The 16279-nt window shown below is 60.7% G+C and carries 15 protein-coding genes; 12 read left to right on the forward strand and 3 right to left on the reverse strand.

The window, feature by feature from the left end; translation table 11 throughout:
* Positions 1–5: 5 nt before the first annotated feature.
* From AAAX34_RS05115 to AAAX34_RS05125, 3 genes are read left to right on the forward strand one after another with little or no spacing between them, the layout of a single operon-like run.
* The gene (locus tag AAAX34_RS05115; protein WP_349110281.1) at positions 6–1367 is read left to right on the forward strand and encodes a site-2 protease family protein; all 1362 of its coding nucleotides are present in this window, start codon (positions 6–8) and stop codon (positions 1365–1367) included.
* Positions 1368–1398: 31 nt separating this feature from the next.
* Complete coding sequence (gene ispG, locus AAAX34_RS05120) at positions 1399–2463, forward strand: flavodoxin-dependent (E)-4-hydroxy-3-methylbut-2-enyl-diphosphate synthase (protein ID WP_349110283.1); 1065 nt, start codon at positions 1399–1401, stop codon at positions 2461–2463.
* Complete coding sequence (locus AAAX34_RS05125; protein WP_349110285.1) at positions 2464–4185, forward strand: proline--tRNA ligase; 1722 nt, start codon at positions 2464–2466, stop codon at positions 4183–4185. It begins immediately after the preceding gene.
* Positions 4186–4364: 179 nt separating this feature from the next.
* Here the strand turns inward: AAAX34_RS05125 and AAAX34_RS05130 are convergent, their stop codons facing one another.
* On the reverse strand, positions 4365–5129 hold the full coding sequence (locus tag AAAX34_RS05130; RefSeq protein ID WP_006236119.1) for an aminoglycoside phosphotransferase family protein: 765 nt from the start codon (positions 5127–5129) through the stop codon (positions 4365–4367).
* 89 nt (positions 5130–5218) lie between these two features.
* Positions 5219–7867 carry a bifunctional acetaldehyde-CoA/alcohol dehydrogenase gene (gene adhE, locus AAAX34_RS05135; RefSeq protein WP_349110286.1) on the reverse strand — a complete coding sequence of 883 codons (2649 nt, stop codon included), beginning with the start codon at positions 7865–7867 and terminating at the stop codon, positions 5219–5221.
* A gap of 332 nt (positions 7868–8199) precedes the next feature.
* On the opposite strand from adhE, the gene AAAX34_RS05140 reads away from it, so the two are divergent.
* Positions 8200–8976, forward strand: a complete 777-nt coding sequence (locus tag AAAX34_RS05140; RefSeq protein WP_349110287.1) for a transposase — start codon at positions 8200–8202, stop codon at positions 8974–8976.
* A gap of 219 nt (positions 8977–9195) precedes the next feature.
* On the opposite strand, the gene rpmB is transcribed toward AAAX34_RS05140, so the two are convergent.
* Positions 9196–9384 (reverse strand): 50S ribosomal protein L28, encoded by a 189-nt coding sequence (gene rpmB, locus AAAX34_RS05145; protein ID WP_022094725.1) that lies wholly within the window; start codon positions 9382–9384, stop codon positions 9196–9198.
* A gap of 451 nt (positions 9385–9835) precedes the next feature.
* Here rpmB and pyrR point away from each other — a divergent pair, with 451 nt between their 5' ends.
* From pyrR to gmk, 8 genes are all read left to right on the forward strand, one after another.
* Positions 9836–10420, forward strand: a complete 585-nt coding sequence (pyrR, locus tag AAAX34_RS05150) for a bifunctional pyr operon transcriptional regulator/uracil phosphoribosyltransferase PyrR (protein ID WP_006236123.1) — start codon at positions 9836–9838, stop codon at positions 10418–10420.
* 4 nt (positions 10421–10424) lie between these two features.
* The gene (locus AAAX34_RS05155) at positions 10425–11369 is read left to right on the forward strand and encodes an aspartate carbamoyltransferase catalytic subunit (protein WP_035138537.1); all 945 of its coding nucleotides are present in this window, start codon (positions 10425–10427) and stop codon (positions 11367–11369) included.
* Positions 11353–12642, forward strand: a complete 1290-nt coding sequence (locus tag AAAX34_RS05160) for a dihydroorotase (RefSeq protein WP_349110289.1) — start codon at positions 11353–11355, stop codon at positions 12640–12642. Before AAAX34_RS05155 ends, AAAX34_RS05160 begins: the two co-directional genes overlap by 17 nt.
* A gap of 116 nt (positions 12643–12758) precedes the next feature.
* A complete protein-coding gene (locus tag AAAX34_RS05165; RefSeq protein ID WP_349110329.1) occupies positions 12759–13526 on the forward strand; it encodes a dihydroorotate dehydrogenase electron transfer subunit in 768 nt (255 codons plus the stop codon).
* A gap of 14 nt (positions 13527–13540) precedes the next feature.
* Complete coding sequence (locus AAAX34_RS05170) at positions 13541–14449, forward strand: dihydroorotate dehydrogenase (RefSeq protein ID WP_349110331.1); 909 nt, start codon at positions 13541–13543, stop codon at positions 14447–14449.
* Positions 14443–15159 carry an orotidine-5'-phosphate decarboxylase gene (gene pyrF, locus AAAX34_RS05175; protein WP_227790432.1) on the forward strand — a complete coding sequence of 239 codons (717 nt, stop codon included), beginning with the start codon at positions 14443–14445 and terminating at the stop codon, positions 15157–15159. Before AAAX34_RS05170 ends, pyrF begins: the two co-directional genes overlap by 7 nt.
* A gap of 239 nt (positions 15160–15398) precedes the next feature.
* On the forward strand, positions 15399–15707 hold the full coding sequence (mihF, locus tag AAAX34_RS05180; RefSeq protein ID WP_349110290.1) for an integration host factor, actinobacterial type: 309 nt from the start codon (positions 15399–15401) through the stop codon (positions 15705–15707).
* Positions 15708–16277 carry a guanylate kinase gene (gene gmk / locus AAAX34_RS05185; protein WP_006236131.1) on the forward strand — a complete coding sequence of 190 codons (570 nt, stop codon included), beginning with the start codon at positions 15708–15710 and terminating at the stop codon, positions 16275–16277.
* Positions 16278–16279: the final 2 nt, after the last annotated feature.

A 16279-nucleotide genomic window follows, 5' to 3' on the forward strand; every position in this document is an offset into this window, starting at 1 on the left:
GATTTATGGATACTGTTCTGAGCGTTCTCTCATCGGTCTTTTGGGGCCTGCTGGTGCTTTCCGTCCTCGTGTTTTTGCACGAGGGCGGCCACTTTTTGGCGGCACGTGCTTGCGGCGTTCGTGTGACCGAGTTCTTTTTGGGCCTGCCGTGCCGCTTTGACATCCATTACACGTCGCGTCGCATTGGAACCAAGTTTGGCGTGACCCCGCTGCTGCTGGGTGGCTACGCTGCCATCTGCGGTATGGATCCGACCGATGTCTCGTGCGCCGATCGCGTGCTCGCGGCTATCTATCGTCATGGTCGCGTGACCGTGGCCGACCTTGCTGTCGAGCTTGAGCTTTCCGAGGAGGATGTGCTCGAGGCATGCGCCCTGTTGCTGGGCTGGGGTTCCATCGCACCCTGGTATGAGGAAGGGGAGAAGCCCTCGCCGAGCTACTATCCCACCAAGTATCAGACGCTGCCGCGAGATGCGGCGGGTTACACTACCTTTGACGGCCGCCGTTTCGATCGCGAACATTCAACTGCCGAGGGCGATGTGTGGGAGCTGCCGTGCGGCGAGGCCGAGTTCCTTGCACAAGAGCGTTCGCACACCTATCTTGGCCAGGGCTTTCTCAAGCGCGCCTTTATGCTGCTCGCGGGCATTCTCGTCAATATCCTGACGGGCTTTTTGCTGCTTATGAGCATCTACTCTATTGCGGGTGTCACCGTGCCGATGGATACCAACGTGATCGGTCAGGTTGACGAGGGGTCTATTGCCGCCAAGGCGGGTATCGAGGGCGGCGACGCGATCCTTACGGTTGACGGAGTATCGTGCTCTACCTGGATGGACGTTTACGATGCCATCGGTAAGGCTGCCGGTAAGGACGATATCGCCATCGAGTACGAGCGTGACGGCAAGCAGCATTCGACCGCGGTTGCGCTCAAAGAGGACGAGCGCGTAGGTGTGTATGCCTCTACGCAGGTGGTCCGTTTAGACCCCATCACGTCGGCTCGACTTTCGTTCTCCTATGTCGTGCAGACAGCGGAGGGCGTGATGCGCCTGCTCCAGCCGCAGCATACGATGGAGATTCTCGATCAGTCTTCTTCGATCGTGGGCATTAGCGTTATGTCCTCACAGGCTGCTGCTGCCGGCCCTGCCACGTTCCTTTCGTTTGCCGCCCTCATTTCGTTCTCGCTTGGCTTTATGAACCTGCTGCCCATCCCACCACTCGATGGCGGCAAGCTGGTCATCGAGATCATTCAAAAGATTGCTGGCCGCGAGCTTCCGCTCAAGGTCCAGACGATTGTGAGCTATGTGGGCATCGCGCTCTTTGCGCTGCTGTTTGTCTATATGCTTCGTTCCGACGTCCTTCGATTTATCCTGTAGGGGAGTGTTTGGATTGTCTTTATCCCATCCTTTGCCTCGCGAGTTGACGCGCCCCGTGCATGTGGGCGGTGTGCAGATCGGTGGTGGCGCGCCGGTGGTGGTCCAATCCATGACCTGCACCGATACCGCTGACGCCCAGGCAACGCTTGCGCAAGTGTGCGCGTTGGCGCAGGCTGGCTGCGATATCGTGCGTGTGAGCGTGCCCACCGAGGCCGCGCTTGAGGGTTTCCGCACCATCTGTGCCGAGTCTCCGGTGCCGATCGTTGCCGATATCCACTTTAACCACAAGCTGGCCATTGGCGCTGTGGAGGCCGGTGCCGCCAAGCTCCGCATCAATCCCGGCAACATTGGCGATTGGGCCAAGGTCGATGCCGTCATCGACGCCGCCGGCGCCGCGGGCTGTGCGATTCGTATCGGCGTCAATGCCGGTTCGCTTGAGCAGGATATCGCCGAGCGCGACGACCTCACGCAGCCCGAGAAGCTCGTGATGTCGAGCGAGCGCTTTGTGCGGCACTTTGAGGACCGCGGCTTTACGAACATCGTGCTTTCGGCCAAGGCCCATAGCGTGCAAACGACGCTTGATACCTATCGAGCCCTCTCGCGCGAGATTCCCCATGTTCCGCTTCACCTGGGCGTGACGGAGGCGGGGACCAAGCTGCAGGGCACTATCAAGAGCTCGGTGGGTCTGGGTATTCTGCTGTCCGAGGGCATCGGTGACACCATGCGCGTGTCGCTTACGGCCGATCCGGTTGAGGAGTCGCCGGTTGCCTGGGGTATTCTGCAGTCGCTGGGCCTGCGTCGCCGTGGCCCCGAGATTGTCTCGTGCCCCACGTGCGCCCGCTGCCAGGTTAACCTCATTCCCATCGCCGAGGAGGTCACCGAGCGGCTTAAGAACTACTCCGCGCCGCTTTCGATCGCTGTGATGGGATGTGCCGTTAATGGCCCCGGTGAGGCTTCTGATGCCGACCTGGGCGTTGCTTGCGGACGTGGTCAGGCCTTGCTCTTTTCGCATGGCCAGATCATTGGTAAAGTAGCTGAGGACCATATTGTCGACGCGCTTATGGCCGAGGTCGACAAGCTTATTGAGGAGAAATAAATGACTCGAGCAATGTATATGTCTAAGCTCTATGCGCCGACGCTTAAGGAGGATCCGGCGGACGCTGAGCTCGCCAGCCACCGCCTGCTGCTCCGTGCCGGCATGATCCGCAAGGAGGCCGCCGGTCTGTATTCCTACCTGCCGCTTGCTTGGCGCTCGATCCGCAAGATTGAGAACATCGTGCGCGACGAGATGGACGCTGCCGGCGCCCAGGAGCTTATGATGCCCATCATGGTCGACGCCGAGTTGTGGCGTGAGTCCGGCCGCATCGACGCCTATGGCAAGGAGCTTGTGCGCTTTGACGACCGTCATGGTCGCGAGTTCGTCCTGGGCCCCACGCACGAGGAGACCGTCACGGCCCTGGTGCGCAACGAGCTGCGCTCCTATAAGCAGCTGCCCGTCAACCTGTACCACATTCAGGACAAGTTCCGCGATGAGTTCCGCCCCCGCTTTGGTCTGATGCGCGGTCGCGAGTTCATCATGAAGGACGCCTACAGCTTCTCCGCCACGCAGGAGAGCCTGCAGGAGGAGTACGACAAGATGAAGCAGGCCTATGCCAACATTTGCGAGCGCTGCTACATCAAGGCCCTGCCCGTTGTCGCCGACTCCGGCGAGATCGGCGGCGACACCTCCGTTGAGTACATGGCTTTGGCCGACGCTGGCGAGGCTTCGCTCGTCTACTGCGATGAGTGCGGCTTCGCTGCCGACGATGAGGCCGCAAGCACCAAGGTCGTTGTGACCGAGGGTCCTGGCGACGGTACGCTCACCAAGGTCGAGACTCCGGGCATGGGCACCATCGAGGCCGTTGCAAAGTTCTTCGGCTTCCCCGAGAACGGTACGCGAAAGTCGCTGGCGCTCATCGATGCTGAGGGCAAGCCGGTCGTGGCCATTGTCCCGGGCGACCACGAGCTCAACGATTGCAAGGCCGAGCATGTCTTTGGCAAGGGCTATCGCATGATGACCGACGAGGAGCTTCAGGCGAACGGTCTGCACAAGGGCTTTATCGGACCAGTTAACCTGCCCGAGGGCATTCGTCTGGTCTGCGACGAGAGCCTGCGCGAGTCCAAGCAGTGGGCCTGTGGCGCCAACGAGGTCGACTATCACTTTACCGGCGCCTGCCCCGAGCGCGACTTTACCGTTGACGAGTGGGCCGACCTGGTAACCGTCGTTGCCGGCGACCCCTGCCCGCACTGCGGCAAGCCGCTCTCCGCTGCCCGCGGCATCGAGGTCTCTCAGGTCTTCCAGCTTGGCACCAAGTATTCCGAGGCCATGGGTGCCACCTTTATGGACGAGGACGGTAAGGAGAAGCCGCTCATCATGGGCTGCTACGGCGTTGGTGTGTCCCGCTCGCTCGCTGCCGTCGTGGAGCAGCACAATGACGAGCATGGCATCGTCTGGCCGGTCTCCGTTGCTCCGTACGAGGTCGCGGTGATTCCGCTCGATCCCAAGAAGGAGGAGTGCGCGACCGTCTGCGAGCAGATTGTTGATGGCTTGTGCGCCGAGGGTATCGAGGTTGTCGTGGACGACCGCGACGAGCGTCCCGGATTTAAGTTTGCCGACAACGACCTTATGGGCTTCCCGTATCAGGTGGTGCTCGGCAAGCGCGGCCTTAAGAACGGCACCGTTGAGCTCAAGGACCGTGCCACGGGCGAGCGCGAGGACGTGGCGATTGACGAGGTCGTCGCCAAGGTTGCCGAGCTTGTTAAGGCGGCCCGCCGTTAATCTACGATTTCGCTTGTAGTTCGATATACGGGACGGCCCCGCATTTCTCCAGATCGGGGAGATGCGGGGCCGTTCTTTTATCTTGTAGCATCCTCGATATCTAAAAGGAAAACCCCACAGCCCATATGAGCTGCGGGGTTTTCCTTTGTGCCTCCGATGCGAAATAAATCGCTCAGATATTACTGATAATCGACGACGTCGATCCAGTTCTTAAGGAACTCATCGTTCACGTTGCGCTTACGAGCGAGCTCGGAAGCGGCGACGATGCTCGTCCACTGACGCACGACCTGCATGGGCATGTCAGCGCGGTCGCAGTAGAGCTCCAGGTAGGCCTCGGCCTGATCCTTGCTGTTGAGAGCGAAGAGCAGGTAGGTGGTGGCAACGTCGGCAGCAGGGGAGCCCTGGGTGGCGTGTGCCCAGTCGCACACATAGAGCTGGCCGTCGTCGCCGACGATGACGTTGGAGGGGTTGAAGTCGCCGTGGCAGACCTTGAACTCCTTGGTCATGCCGTCCAGACGCTCCTGAAGGTTGTAGCGCGTGGTGGCATTGAGCTGATCAAGGCTGTCGATCATGCGGGCGAACTTGTCGCGCTGACGGTTGAGCAGCGGGGAGGTGTAGCCGTGGATCTCAATCTGGAGGTCAACGAACATCTCGAGGTACTCACCAAAGCGCTGGGGCTCGGCAGTCATCTTCTCGGCAAGGGTGGTGCCCGGAACCTTCTCGGTCACGAGCGCCCAGCCGTTGGCGTTCTCGAGCTGAGAAACCTCGAGAGCCTTGGGGCTGCGGATGCCGCACTCATTGATGCGGGCAAGATTCAAAGCCTCGTTGAACACGTCGGAGACGGGCTTGGTCTCGTTAAAGACCTTGACGATCTTGTCGCCCAGGTCGTAAACGACCTTGTTGCCGCGACGGACGAGCTCGGTCTTGGAATCGGGTAGCAGCATGGTTGCATCCTTTCAACGATGCGATAGAAGCGACGGCGGGGGTGTGTGAAACACCCGTGCACCCCCGCCGCAAAAAACCGTGCTAAAAACTAGCAGACGGCGTAGTCCTGGGGCTCGCGGCCGTAGTAGGCGTCCAGGTAGAGCTCCTTGATCTCGCTCATGAGCGGGTAGCGCGGGTTAGCGCCGGTGCACTGGTCGTTGAATGCCTGCTCGGTCATCTCGTCGAGGGTGTCGAGGAAGTACTGCTCGTTAACACCGTAGTCGGCGATGGTCTTCTTGACACCGATGAAGTCCTTGAGCTCCTCGAGCTTCGTGATGAAGTTCTCGAAGACCTCCTTGTCGTCCTTGCCCTCGATGCCGCAGTACTTGGCCATCTCGGCGTAGTTGTGCAGCGCGTTGGGGTAAGGATACTGGGAGAAGGTACCCATCTTGACGGGAGCCTCGGCGGCGTTGTAGCGCATGACGCGGGTCAGGATGACGGCGTTAGCGATGCCGTGGGGCAGGTGATGGAAAGCGCCGAGCTTGTGAGCCATGGAGTGGTTGAGGCCCAGGAAGGCGTTGGCGAAGGCCATACCGGCCATGCAGGAGGCGTTGTGCATCTCCTCGCGGGCGTGCGGGTCCTTGGCGCCGTTCGTGAAGCTGGAGGGCAGGTTCTCAAAGACGAGCTTGGCAGCGCGCTCGGAGAGGCCCTTGGTGTAGTCGGAAGCCATGATGGAGACGTAGGACTCGATGGCGTGGGTCATGACGTCGATGCCGGAGGCAGCGGTCAGGCCGCGCGGGGCGGTCATGCAGTTGTCGGCGTCGACGATAGCCATGTTGGGGAGCAGCGCGTAGTCGGCGAGCGGCCACTTGATGCCGGTCTCCTTGTCGGTGATGATGGCGAACGGCGTGCACTCGGAGCCGGTACCCGAGGAGGTCGGGACGGCGACGAAGTAGGCCTTCTTGCCCATCTCGGGGAAGGTGAAGATACGCTTGCGGATGTCCATGAAGTCCATGGCCATGTCCTCAAACTTGCACTCGGGGTGCTCGTACATCATCCACATGATCTTGCCGGCGTCCATAGCGGAGCCACCGCCGACGGCGATGATGACGTCCGGCTCAAAGAGAGCCATCTGCTTGGCGCCGCGACGTGCGCACTGCAGCGACGGATCGGGCTCGACGTCGTAGAAGCAGTCGTGGGCGATGCCCATCTCGTCGAGCTTGGCCTCGATGGCGCGGGTGTTGCCATTCTTGAAGAGGAACTGGTCGGTAACGATGAAGGCGCGCTTCTTGCCCATGACGTTGCCCAGCTCGTCGAGGGCGACGGGCGTGGAACCCTTCTTGAAGTAGACCTTCTCGGGAGCGCGGAACCACAGCATGTTCTCACGGCGCTCGGCCACAGTCTTAACGTTGATCAAGTGCTTCACCCCAACGTTCTCGGAGACGGAGTTGCCGCCCCAGGAGCCGCAGCCCAGGGTCAGAGACGGCTTCATGCCAAAGTTGTACAGGTCACCGATGCCACCGTGCGAGGACGGGGTGTTGATGACGATGCGGCAGGCCTTCATGACGTGCTCGAACAGGCTGATCTTCTCGGCCTGGGCGGGGTGCACGTACAGAGAGGCGGTGTGGCCCGGGCCACCGGCGAGCACCAGGTGCTCGGCCTTGTCGACGGCCTCCTGGAAGTCCTTGGCGTGGTACATGGCCAGGACCGGGGAGAGCTTCTCGTGGGAGAACTCCTCCTTGGCGGGGTCGGTGGAGGTGACCTCGGCGATCAGGATCTTAGTCTTGGCGGGAACCTCGATGCCGGCGAGCTCGGCGATCTTGGCGGCAGCCATGCCGGGGATGCGGTGATCGAGGGCGCCGTTCTTGAACATGGCGGCACGCAGGGCCTCCATCTCGGCACCCTGCTTGACGAAGTAGCAGCCGCGCTTCTGGAACTCGGCCTTGACCTGGTCGTAGATGGTGTCGATGACGGTCACGGACTGCTCGGAAGCGCATATCATGCCGTTGTCGAAGGTCTTGGAGTGGATGATGGAGTTGACTGCGAGCAGAACGTCGGCGGTGTCGTCGATGACGACCGGGGTGTTACCGGCGCCAACGCCCAGGGCGGGCTTGCCCGAGGAGTAGGCGGCCTTGACCATGCCCGGGCCACCGGTGGCGAGGATGATGTCGACGTCGCGCATGACCATGTTAGTCAGCTCGATGGAGGGGACATCGACCCAGCCGATGATGCCCTCGGGGGCGCCGGCCTTGACGGCGGCGTCAAGCACGAGCTTGGCGGCGGCGATGGTGCACTTGGCGGCAGCCGGGTGCGGGGAGATGATGATGGCGTTGCGGGTCTTCAGGCAGATCAGCGTCTTGAAGATCGCGGTGGAGGTGGGGTTGGTCGTCGGGATGACGGCGCCCACGATGCCGATGGGCTCGGCGATCTTGGTGATGCCGTAAGCCTCGTCGCGCTCCAGGACACCACAGGTCTTGGTGTTCTTGTAAGCGTTGTAGATGTACTCTGCGGCGTAGTGGTTCTTGATGACCTTGTCCTCAAGAACGCCGCGGCCGGTCTCCTCGATGGCCATCTTCGCCAACGGGATACGAGCCTTGTTGGCGGCCATGGCGGCCTCATAGAAGATCTTGTCGACCTGCTCCTGCGTGTACGTAGCAAAAAGCGCCTGGGCCTCTCGCATCTGAGCGAGCTTAGCCTCAAGCGCCTCTACGTTGTCCACAATTGCGGGAGTAGTGTTTTCCGGTGACTTTTTCACCATTTGTGTCTCCTTGCGATCGGAGATTTACCCTACGCCTTGCATGATAGCAAGAAATTATTCGGCGAACGGTAAGATTCCTCTAAAAGGCACACTAAAACGCTTCAATTGAATGAAGCGTTTTAACTAAAACTATCTGCCTGCTGCATCGCCCCGCTCATTGGGGACAGACTTACATGAGTGCTTTCACTCATTTGGGACAGACATCGTTTTGCCATTTTGCCGTTCTGAACCAGTTTTTGCCGCTCATTGGATATAAATAGGTCACAGGCTCAGCATTTCGCGTTCCTTCTCTCCTTTTAGGTGTTGCCTGTTCAGTTTTGAAAGGAGAGATTATGCCTCGATGCGCCCGCGCCGTTTCGCTCACCGGCTATTACCACGTCTTTGACCGTGGCAACTCCAAACAGATTATTTTTGAAGATGATTCTGACCGATATCGTTTCTTATCGGACATCTCGGACAGGTTTGCACGCCATAAAGTGGCGGTGTTGGCTTGGTGCCTTATGGACAATCACTTCCATTTGATGATTGATGATCCATTTGACAATCTTTCAAAGGCAATGCAGTGTGCGTTGACAGCATATGCTAAGTATTTCAACGGGAAAACGGGGAGAACGGGGCATCTGTTTGATAATCGCTATTCGCGGGTCGCGGTTGAGTCGGACGTGCAGGCGGTGGAGCTGCTCGACTATATTCATCTCAATCCCGTGAAGGGTGCGCTTGACTCGCTCGAGGCGTACCGCTGGTCAAGCTATAAGGCGTATCAGCTGGGCTATGATCCCTTTGACATCTGTGATGCGGTCCCTATGCTCGATATTGTCGGAGGCTCCCGTTGCTATTGCGAGCATCTCGAGGAAGTTGCTGGGCGCATCTGGGCAATGGAGGTTCTTCCACGCCGGCGGATCTCCGATGAGGAGGCCCTTTCCGTTGCGCGCGAAGTTCTGCCGAGCATAGATCCTGCGCTGCTCAAGGCCCTGCCACGCCCCGAACGCGATGCCTGCCTGCTGAGGCTCAGGCGGGCACATCTCACGGTTAAGCAAATTGCTCGTATCACCGGTATCGGCGCCACGAGCGTGACCAAGGCAACTGCAGGCTGGAAGGATGCAGCGTGAGGCAGGGGCCGGAGTCAGTCGGTGCGCCGCATACGTACGTCATGTCTGTCCCCAATGCGTGAAAACACTCATGTAAGTCTGTCCCCAATGAGTGTGGTTTTGCATTCCTGGATAGATAGAAAAAACCGCCTTCTCAAAAGAAAGCGGTTTCTTATAGTTCTATATGAACGCGAGGTCTTTGACCCGGAGAGTCCGAAGTACCTGTTGGTAAGACCTTATTTAGGAGCGCGCAACCTTGCCAGACTTGAGGCAGGTGGAGCAAACGTTCATCTTGCGACGGTGACCATCGACGACGACGTAGACGCGCTGGATGTTGGGGCGGAACTTACGGTTGGTGACGCGGTGAGAGTGGCTGATGGAGCGACCGGCAACGGGGTGCTTACCGCAAACTTCGCAAACTTTGGACATAACTGACCCTCCTTGGGCGACAAACGAACATGTCGCGTTAACAAACAAGCCTGAACTATAGCACAGAAGCAGCTCCCTGTGCGTAATCTACACAGAGATATTCCTCTTTTGGCGATAGTGCTCACGCCACGGCCCTGGACGTAGATCCGATTTGCGTGCAGCAGAGGGGATTATGCCAGCTCGTGCGTGCGTTTTCAAGCTCGTCCCACAAATATATATAGGTTTATGGAGCATTGGGCTCCGTTTACGGATTGCTCTGTATTTATGCTCGCAATTAAGCTCGAGGTTGGCTACACTATCCCTTGACCATTAAAGGGGTACGAGATACCCACATGGAATTATATAGCTGCCAAAGAGCAGCCCTTCCTGTGGGTGTCTGGTCCGCTTTGAGCGGTCGGGCATCTATTTTTTTGACTGTGTCAGCAGTCAAGACATGTGAGGAAGGAGATCGATGGGCACGACTTCCCCCAAGGCGGTCATCATGGACGAGACCGCCGTCAATCGAGCGATGACCCGCATCGCGCACGAGATTCTCGAGCGCAACGAGGGCTGTGAAGACCTCGCTCTGGTCGGCATCGTCACGCGCGGCGACCTTCTGGCAAAGAAGCTCGCCGAGGAGATCAAGGAGATCGAGGGCGTCGACGTTCCGCTCGGCAGCCTCGACATCAGCTTCTACCGCGATGACTACGCTACCAATTTCGCTCCCGCGATCCACGCCACCAACATTCCCTTCAGCGTCGACGGCAAGCGCGTCGTGCTGGTGGACGACATCCTGTACACGGGCCGTACCATTCGCGCCGCTCTCGACGCCGTCATGGACCTTGGCCGTCCGAGCCGCATTGAGCTGGCCGTCCTCGTTGACCGCGGCCACCGCGAGCTCCCCATCTCGCCGGACTTTGTCGGCAAGAACGTTCCCTCGTCGCATGAGGAGAACGTGCACCTATATATGAAGGAAGTCGACGGCCACACCGCCGTCGAGATCAACGACGTCGCGCCGGGTTCCCACGTGGGCTCTGCGCCGCTGGGAGGTGAGTAGTACCGTGGCGTTCAACCATAAGCACCTGATCGACATTACCGAGTACTCCGAAGAGGACATCAAGCTCATCCTCGAGACCGCCAAGGCGTTCTCCGAGGTCAACGAGCGTGCGATCAAGAAGGTCCCCACGCTCAAGGGCAAGACCATCGTCAATATGTTCAACGAGCCCTCGACGCGCACCCGCAGCTCCTTCGAGCTCGCCGAGAAGCGTCTTTCGGCCGACAGCCTCAACTTTGGCGGTTCCTCGACCTCCACGGTCAAGGGCGAGAGCCTCGTCGACACCGTCGAGACCCTCAACGCTTATAAGATCGACTGCATTGTCGTGCGCGACAAGCACGCCGGCGCTCCCTACATCGTCACGCAGAACTCGCCCGCAAGCGTCATCTGCGCCGGTGACGGCAAGCACAACCATCCCACGCAGGCCCTGCTCGACCTGTACACCATCTGGGAGCACAAGGGTGACTTCCACGGTCTGAAGGTCGCCGTCGTCGGCGATATCGCCCACTCCCGCGTCTGCGGCTCGCTGATCCCCGCCCTTAAGATCATGGGCTGCGAGACCTACGCCGTCGCCCCCGGCACGCTGCTGCCGCCGGCGCCCGAGGTCCTGGGCTGCGACCACGTGACGAGCGACCTCGATTCCGTCCTGCCCGAGCTGGACGTCGTCTACATGCTGCGCGTGCAGCAGGAGCGCCTCGAGGGTGCCCCGTTCCCGACCATTCGTGAGTACCACAAGCTCTTCGGCCTGACCAAGGACCGCGAGAAGCTCATGAAGCCCGACGCGATTATCTGCCACCCGGGCCCCATCAACCGCGGCGTCGAGTTCGATTCCTATATGGCCGACCACCCGCAACGCTCCGTCATCCTGGAGCAGGTCTACGCCGGTATCTGCGTGCGTATGGCTATCCTGTATCTGCTGCTTGGAGGTGCCGATAATGGCCTTGCTTCTTAAGAATGCCCACGTCGTCGACCCGTCCGTCGAGCTTGACGGTGTCGTTGACGTCCTGATTGACGGCGACAAGATCGCCGAGGTCGGCGAGAATCTCGCCGTCGAGGGAGCCGAGGTCCGCGACCTTTCCGGCAAGTACCTCGTCCCCGGCCTGGTGGATATGCACGTTCACCTTCGCGAGCCCGGCTACGAGGTCAAAGAGGACATCGAGAGCGGCACCCGCGCAGCTGCCAAGGGCGGCTTTACCGGCGTGTGCGCCATGCCCAACACCGATCCCGTCACCGATAACGGCACCGTCGTGGAGTTCGTCAAGTCCCGCGCTGCCGAGGTCGGTCACTGCCGCGTCTATCCGTCGGGCGCCATGACCCGCGGTCTTAAGGGCGAGGCCATGTCCGAGATGGGCGATATGGTCGCCCACGGCGCCGTCGCCTTCACCGACGACGGTCGCGGCGTGCAGGGCGCTGGCATGCTCCGTCGCTGCATGGACTACGGCAAGATGTTCGGCAAGGTCTTTATGAGCCACTGCCAGGACGAGGACCTGGTCGGCCACGGCCAGATCAACGAGGGCAAGGTCTCGACCCGTCTGGCTCTCGAGGGCTGGCCGGCTGCCGGCGAGGAGCTCCAGATCGCCCGCGACATCGAGATCGCCAAGCTGACCGGTGCCAAGCTGCACATCCAGCACATCTCCACCGCCCATGGCCTGGAGATCGTGCGTGCCGGTAAGGCCGCTGGCGTTCAGGTTACCTGCGAGGCCACCCCGCACCACATGTTCCTGACCGAGAACGACCTGGACGAGACCTACAATACCTCGCTCAAGGTCAATCCGCCGCTGCGCACCGACGAGGATGCCGAGGCCATCCGTCAGGGTGTCATCGACGGCACCGTCGACGTTATCGTCACCGATCACGCTCCCCACACCCCGTGGGAGAAGGCCCGCGAGTTCGAGCTTGCGCCCTTTGGCATGATCGGCCTCGAGACCTCGCTGTCGCTCGTGCTCACCGAGCTGGTCAACACGGGCAAGATGAGCATGGGCCGCATGGTCGAGCTCATGGCCATCAAGCCGCGTGAGATCCTGGGCCTCGACCAGGTTCAGGTCAAGGCGGGCTCCGTTGCCGACCTGACCGTGTTCGACGCGTCCGCCACTTGGACGGTTGGCGAGGACGGTTACGAGTCGCGCGCCGAGAACTCCGGTTTTGCCGGCCGCACGCTTACCGGTCGTGCCACCGATGTGTTTGTCGGCGGTAAGCAGACGCTCGCCGACGGCTGCATCTGCTAGCATAGCCTTATCGCTTTTGTGCGCGGTGCCCTTGCGGTGCCGCGCTTTCTGTTCGTTTTGACCATGCAATCGCATGGGGGATTGGAGCGTCTATGCCCACACCTTCCACTGCACGCATGCACGACTTCGAGGTCGTCTCGAACCAGGAGATCGCCGACGGCATCTTCTCGCTCGTCATCTCGGCCCCCAAGCTTGCAAGTGCGCTCAAGCCCGGTCAGTTTGTGAACATTGCCGTGCCCGGCGATGCGTCTTCGCTGCTTCGCGTGCCCCTGAGCTTCTATTGCGCCGACGCCGAGGCCGGCACCGTCGAGCTGTGGTACGCCGTCGTGGGCGACGACACCCGTCGTCTGTCGCAGATGTGCCCCGGCTCCAAGTCCAACCTGTTGGGCCCTGGCGGCCGCGGCTGGCTTGTTCCCGAGGGCACTAGGAAGGCCCTGCTCGTCGCCGGTGGCATCGGCGTTCCGCCCGTGCTGTGCCTTGCCGGCAAGCTTGCCGAGCAGGGCGTGGATGTCGACGTTTGCCTGGGCTTTGGCACCGCTTCCAAGGCCGTGGGTGTCGATGAGTTCCGCGCGCTGGGCGCCACGGTTAACGTGTGCACCGATGACGGCACGCTCGGCACGCACGGTTTTTGCACCGACCCGGCAGCCGAGCTGCTCGGCGAGGGCGGCTACGACTATGTGGCCAGCTGCGGTCCCGCCGTCATGATGAAGAAAGTCGCCGCCGCTGCCGCTGAGGCCGGTGCGTACTGCGAGGTGTCGCTCGAGCGCATGATGAGCTGTGGCTTTGGCGCCTGCAACACCTGCAATGTCGAGACGGTCGACGGTATGAAGGGTGCTTGCATGTGCGGCCCCGTGTTCGATGCTTCCAAGGTGGTGGTCTTCTAGTGGGTACCGTGAACATGGCCGTCGATTTCGGCGGCGTCAAGATGCAGAACCCCATCAACACCGCAGCCGGTACCTTTGGCTACGGTTGGCAGTTCCAGAACTTCTTTGATGTTTCCCAGCTGGGCGCCATCACCACCAAGGGTTGCGCAGCCGAGCGCTGGCCCGGCAATCCCGCGCCCCGCATGGCTGAGATTCCCGGCGGCATGATCAACTCCGTGGGTCTTCAGAACCCCGGCGTGGCCGCCTTTGCCCGCGAGTCCGGTCCGTGGCTCGAGCAGCTGTCCAAGGACGGCTGCCAGGTCATTTGTCAGGTTGCCGGCCACTCCGTTGACGAGTTTGTCCGCGCGCTCGAGATGTATGTCGAGCTGTGCCCCTGGGCTGCCGGCTACGAGATCAACGTGAGCTGCCCCAATATCGCCGCCGGCGGTGCCGCCATGGGCTCCACGCCCGAGGGCGCCTCTTCCGTTATGGCTGCCTGCCGCAAGGTGACCGATAAGCCGCTGTTCGTGAAGATGGCACCGGTCAACGTCGCCGAGATCGCCAAGGCCCTCGAGGCTGCCGGTGCCGACGGCCTTTCGGTCATCAACTCCATCCAGGGCATGGCCATCGACGTCCATACCCGCAAGTCCCGCGTGGCAAAGCCCAAGGGCGGCCTTTCGGGCCCGCTGTGTCATCACATCGCCGTGCGCATGGTCTGGGAGGTTGCCCAGGCCGTCGATATCCCCATCAACGGTGTCGGCGGTGTCATGACCGGTGAGGATGCGGCTGAGTTTATCCTGGCCGGTGCCACCTGCGTGTCGGTCGGTATGGCCAACTTCGTCGATCCGTGCGCTTCGCTCAAGATCGCGCATGAGCTCGAGGCCTGGGCCGAGTCCCAGGGCGTGAAGGACATCAACGAACTGGTAGGTGCTTTCGAATGCTAGAGACCGATGCCCGCGACCGCGTTATCGTCGCCCTCGACTGCGACCGTGAGCGTGCGCTCGAGCTCGCCCACGAGCTTTCTGGTCATGCCGCTTGGCTCAAGGTGGGCATGACGCTCTATTACGCTGAGGGTCCCCAGATCGTCAAGACCTTTAAGGACCTGGGCTTTAAGGTCTTCCTCGACCTCAAGTTCCATGATATTCCGCATCAGGTTCGCGGTGCCGCCCGCTCGGCCTCGCTTGCCGGTGCCGACCTGCTCTCGGTTCACGGCTTGGGTTCGGGCGCCATGCTTGCTGCCTGCCGCGAGGGTGCCGAGGAGGCGCGCGACGACCGCGCCAAGCTCGTCGCCATCACCGTGCTCACGAGCATGAATCAGGATGCCTTGAGCGAGATCGGCGTCGAGTCGCCCGTGGCCGAGGAGGCCGCTCGCCTGGCAAAGCTCGCTCAGGCCAACGGCATCGACGGCATCGTGTGCTCGCCGATGGAGGCTCACGACATGCGTGAGCTGTTGGGTCCCGATGCCCTGATCGTGACTCCGGGTGTGCGTCCGGTTGGTGCCGCCCTTGGTGACCAGTCCCGCGTGGCGACGCCTTCCCAGGCTATCGAGCGTGGCGCAAGCCACATTGTGGTGGGCCGTCCCATCACCGGTGCCGACGATCCGGTTGCCGCCTTTGACGCCATCGTCGCCGAGCTGGTCGAAAACGTCGCGTAAAAGATTCCCCTAAGTCACCACTTTTGGGTCTCATTAGCACAAAATAGCCCCTGTTCCTGCGTAAACTTTCCCATCCTTTGTGTGGAATCGCAGGTCAGGGGCTTAACTTTGGGCGCAGTATATTGCACTTTTTGCGGGTATCGTCTAACCTATGGAGCCGCGATTGGGCATTTTGTACGTTCTACGTGCTAAAATGCCAATTATTGAATCAGATATAACCCAACTATTTGGAGGTACGAATGGCACTCCCTCAGCTTACCGACGAGCAGCGCAAGCAGGCTCTTGAGAAGGCTGCTGCCGCACGTCACGCCCGCGCTGAGCTTCGCGAGCAGATCAAGAAGGGCGAGAAGTCCCTCGAGTCCGTGCTTAACTCCGATGACCCCATCGCTTCCCGTATGAAGGTTTCCACCCTCATCGAGTCTCTCCCTGGTTATGGCAAGGCCAAGGCCGGCAAGATCATGGAGGAGCTCGGTATCTCCGCTACCCGTCGCGTCCAGGGCCTCGGCGTCCGTCAGCGCGAGCAGCTCCTCGAGCAGCTGACCAAATAAGTGAGCGCTCAGGATTCCAAGCTCTTTGTGATTTCTGGACCGTCAGGCGCAGGCAAGGGTACGCTCGTCACTCGTGTGCGCGAGCGCCGCTCGAACCTGGGCCTGACGGTTTCGGCTACCACGCGAGCACCACGCAAAGGTGAGGTCGACGGCGTCAACTACTTTTTTCTGACGCGCGAGGAGTTCGACCGCCGCGTGGCAAACGGTGAGTTTGTTGAGTGGGCCGAGGTCCACGGTAACTGCTACGGCACGTTGGTGAGCGAGGTCACATCCAAGCTCGCCTCGGGCGCGTCTCTGATTTTGGAGATCGATGTCCAGGGTGCCCTGCAGGTGAAGGAGCGTTTCCCCGAGGCTGTGTTGATCTTTATCAAGCCGCCTTCGCTTGAGGTGCTCCGCGAGCGTCTAGTCGGTCGCGGTACCGAGACGCCCGAGACGATTGAGCTGCGTATGGCAAACGCCGCCGATGAACTTGCCCTTGCCGACCGCTACGACGACGTCGTGGTTAATGACGATCTCGACCGCGCGACCGATGAGCTCGTTCGCGTTCTCGATATGCATGAAAGGATCTGAGG

Source organism: Collinsella sp. CLA-ER-H4 (assembly GCF_040092395.1).
Taxonomy (GTDB): Bacteria; Actinomycetota; Coriobacteriia; order Coriobacteriales; family Coriobacteriaceae; genus Collinsella.

Coding starts and splice junctions, on each gene's coding strand:
- AAAX34_RS05115 (WP_349110281.1), top strand. CDS start 6: ATGGATACTGTTCTGAGCGTTCTCTCATCGGTCTTTTGGGGCCTGCTG.
- AAAX34_RS05125 (WP_349110285.1), top strand. CDS start 2,464: ATGACTCGAGCAATGTATATGTCTAAGCTCTATGCGCCGACGCTTAAG.
- AAAX34_RS05130 (WP_006236119.1), bottom strand. CDS start 5,129: ATGCTGCTACCCGATTCCAAGACCGAGCTCGTCCGTCGCGGCAACAAG.
- adhE (WP_349110286.1), bottom strand. CDS start 7,867: ATGGTGAAAAAGTCACCGGAAAACACTACTCCCGCAATTGTGGACAAC.
- AAAX34_RS05140 (WP_349110287.1), top strand. CDS start 8,200: ATGCCTCGATGCGCCCGCGCCGTTTCGCTCACCGGCTATTACCACGTC.
- rpmB (WP_022094725.1), bottom strand. CDS start 9,384: ATGTCCAAAGTTTGCGAAGTTTGCGGTAAGCACCCCGTTGCCGGTCGC.
- pyrR (WP_006236123.1), top strand. CDS start 9,836: ATGGGCACGACTTCCCCCAAGGCGGTCATCATGGACGAGACCGCCGTC.
- AAAX34_RS05160 (WP_349110289.1), top strand. CDS start 11,353: ATGGCCTTGCTTCTTAAGAATGCCCACGTCGTCGACCCGTCCGTCGAG.
- AAAX34_RS05165 (WP_349110329.1), top strand. CDS start 12,759: ATGCACGACTTCGAGGTCGTCTCGAACCAGGAGATCGCCGACGGCATC.
- AAAX34_RS05170 (WP_349110331.1), top strand. CDS start 13,541: ATGGCCGTCGATTTCGGCGGCGTCAAGATGCAGAACCCCATCAACACC.
- pyrF (WP_227790432.1), top strand. CDS start 14,443: ATGCTAGAGACCGATGCCCGCGACCGCGTTATCGTCGCCCTCGACTGC.
- mihF (WP_349110290.1), top strand. CDS start 15,399: ATGGCACTCCCTCAGCTTACCGACGAGCAGCGCAAGCAGGCTCTTGAG.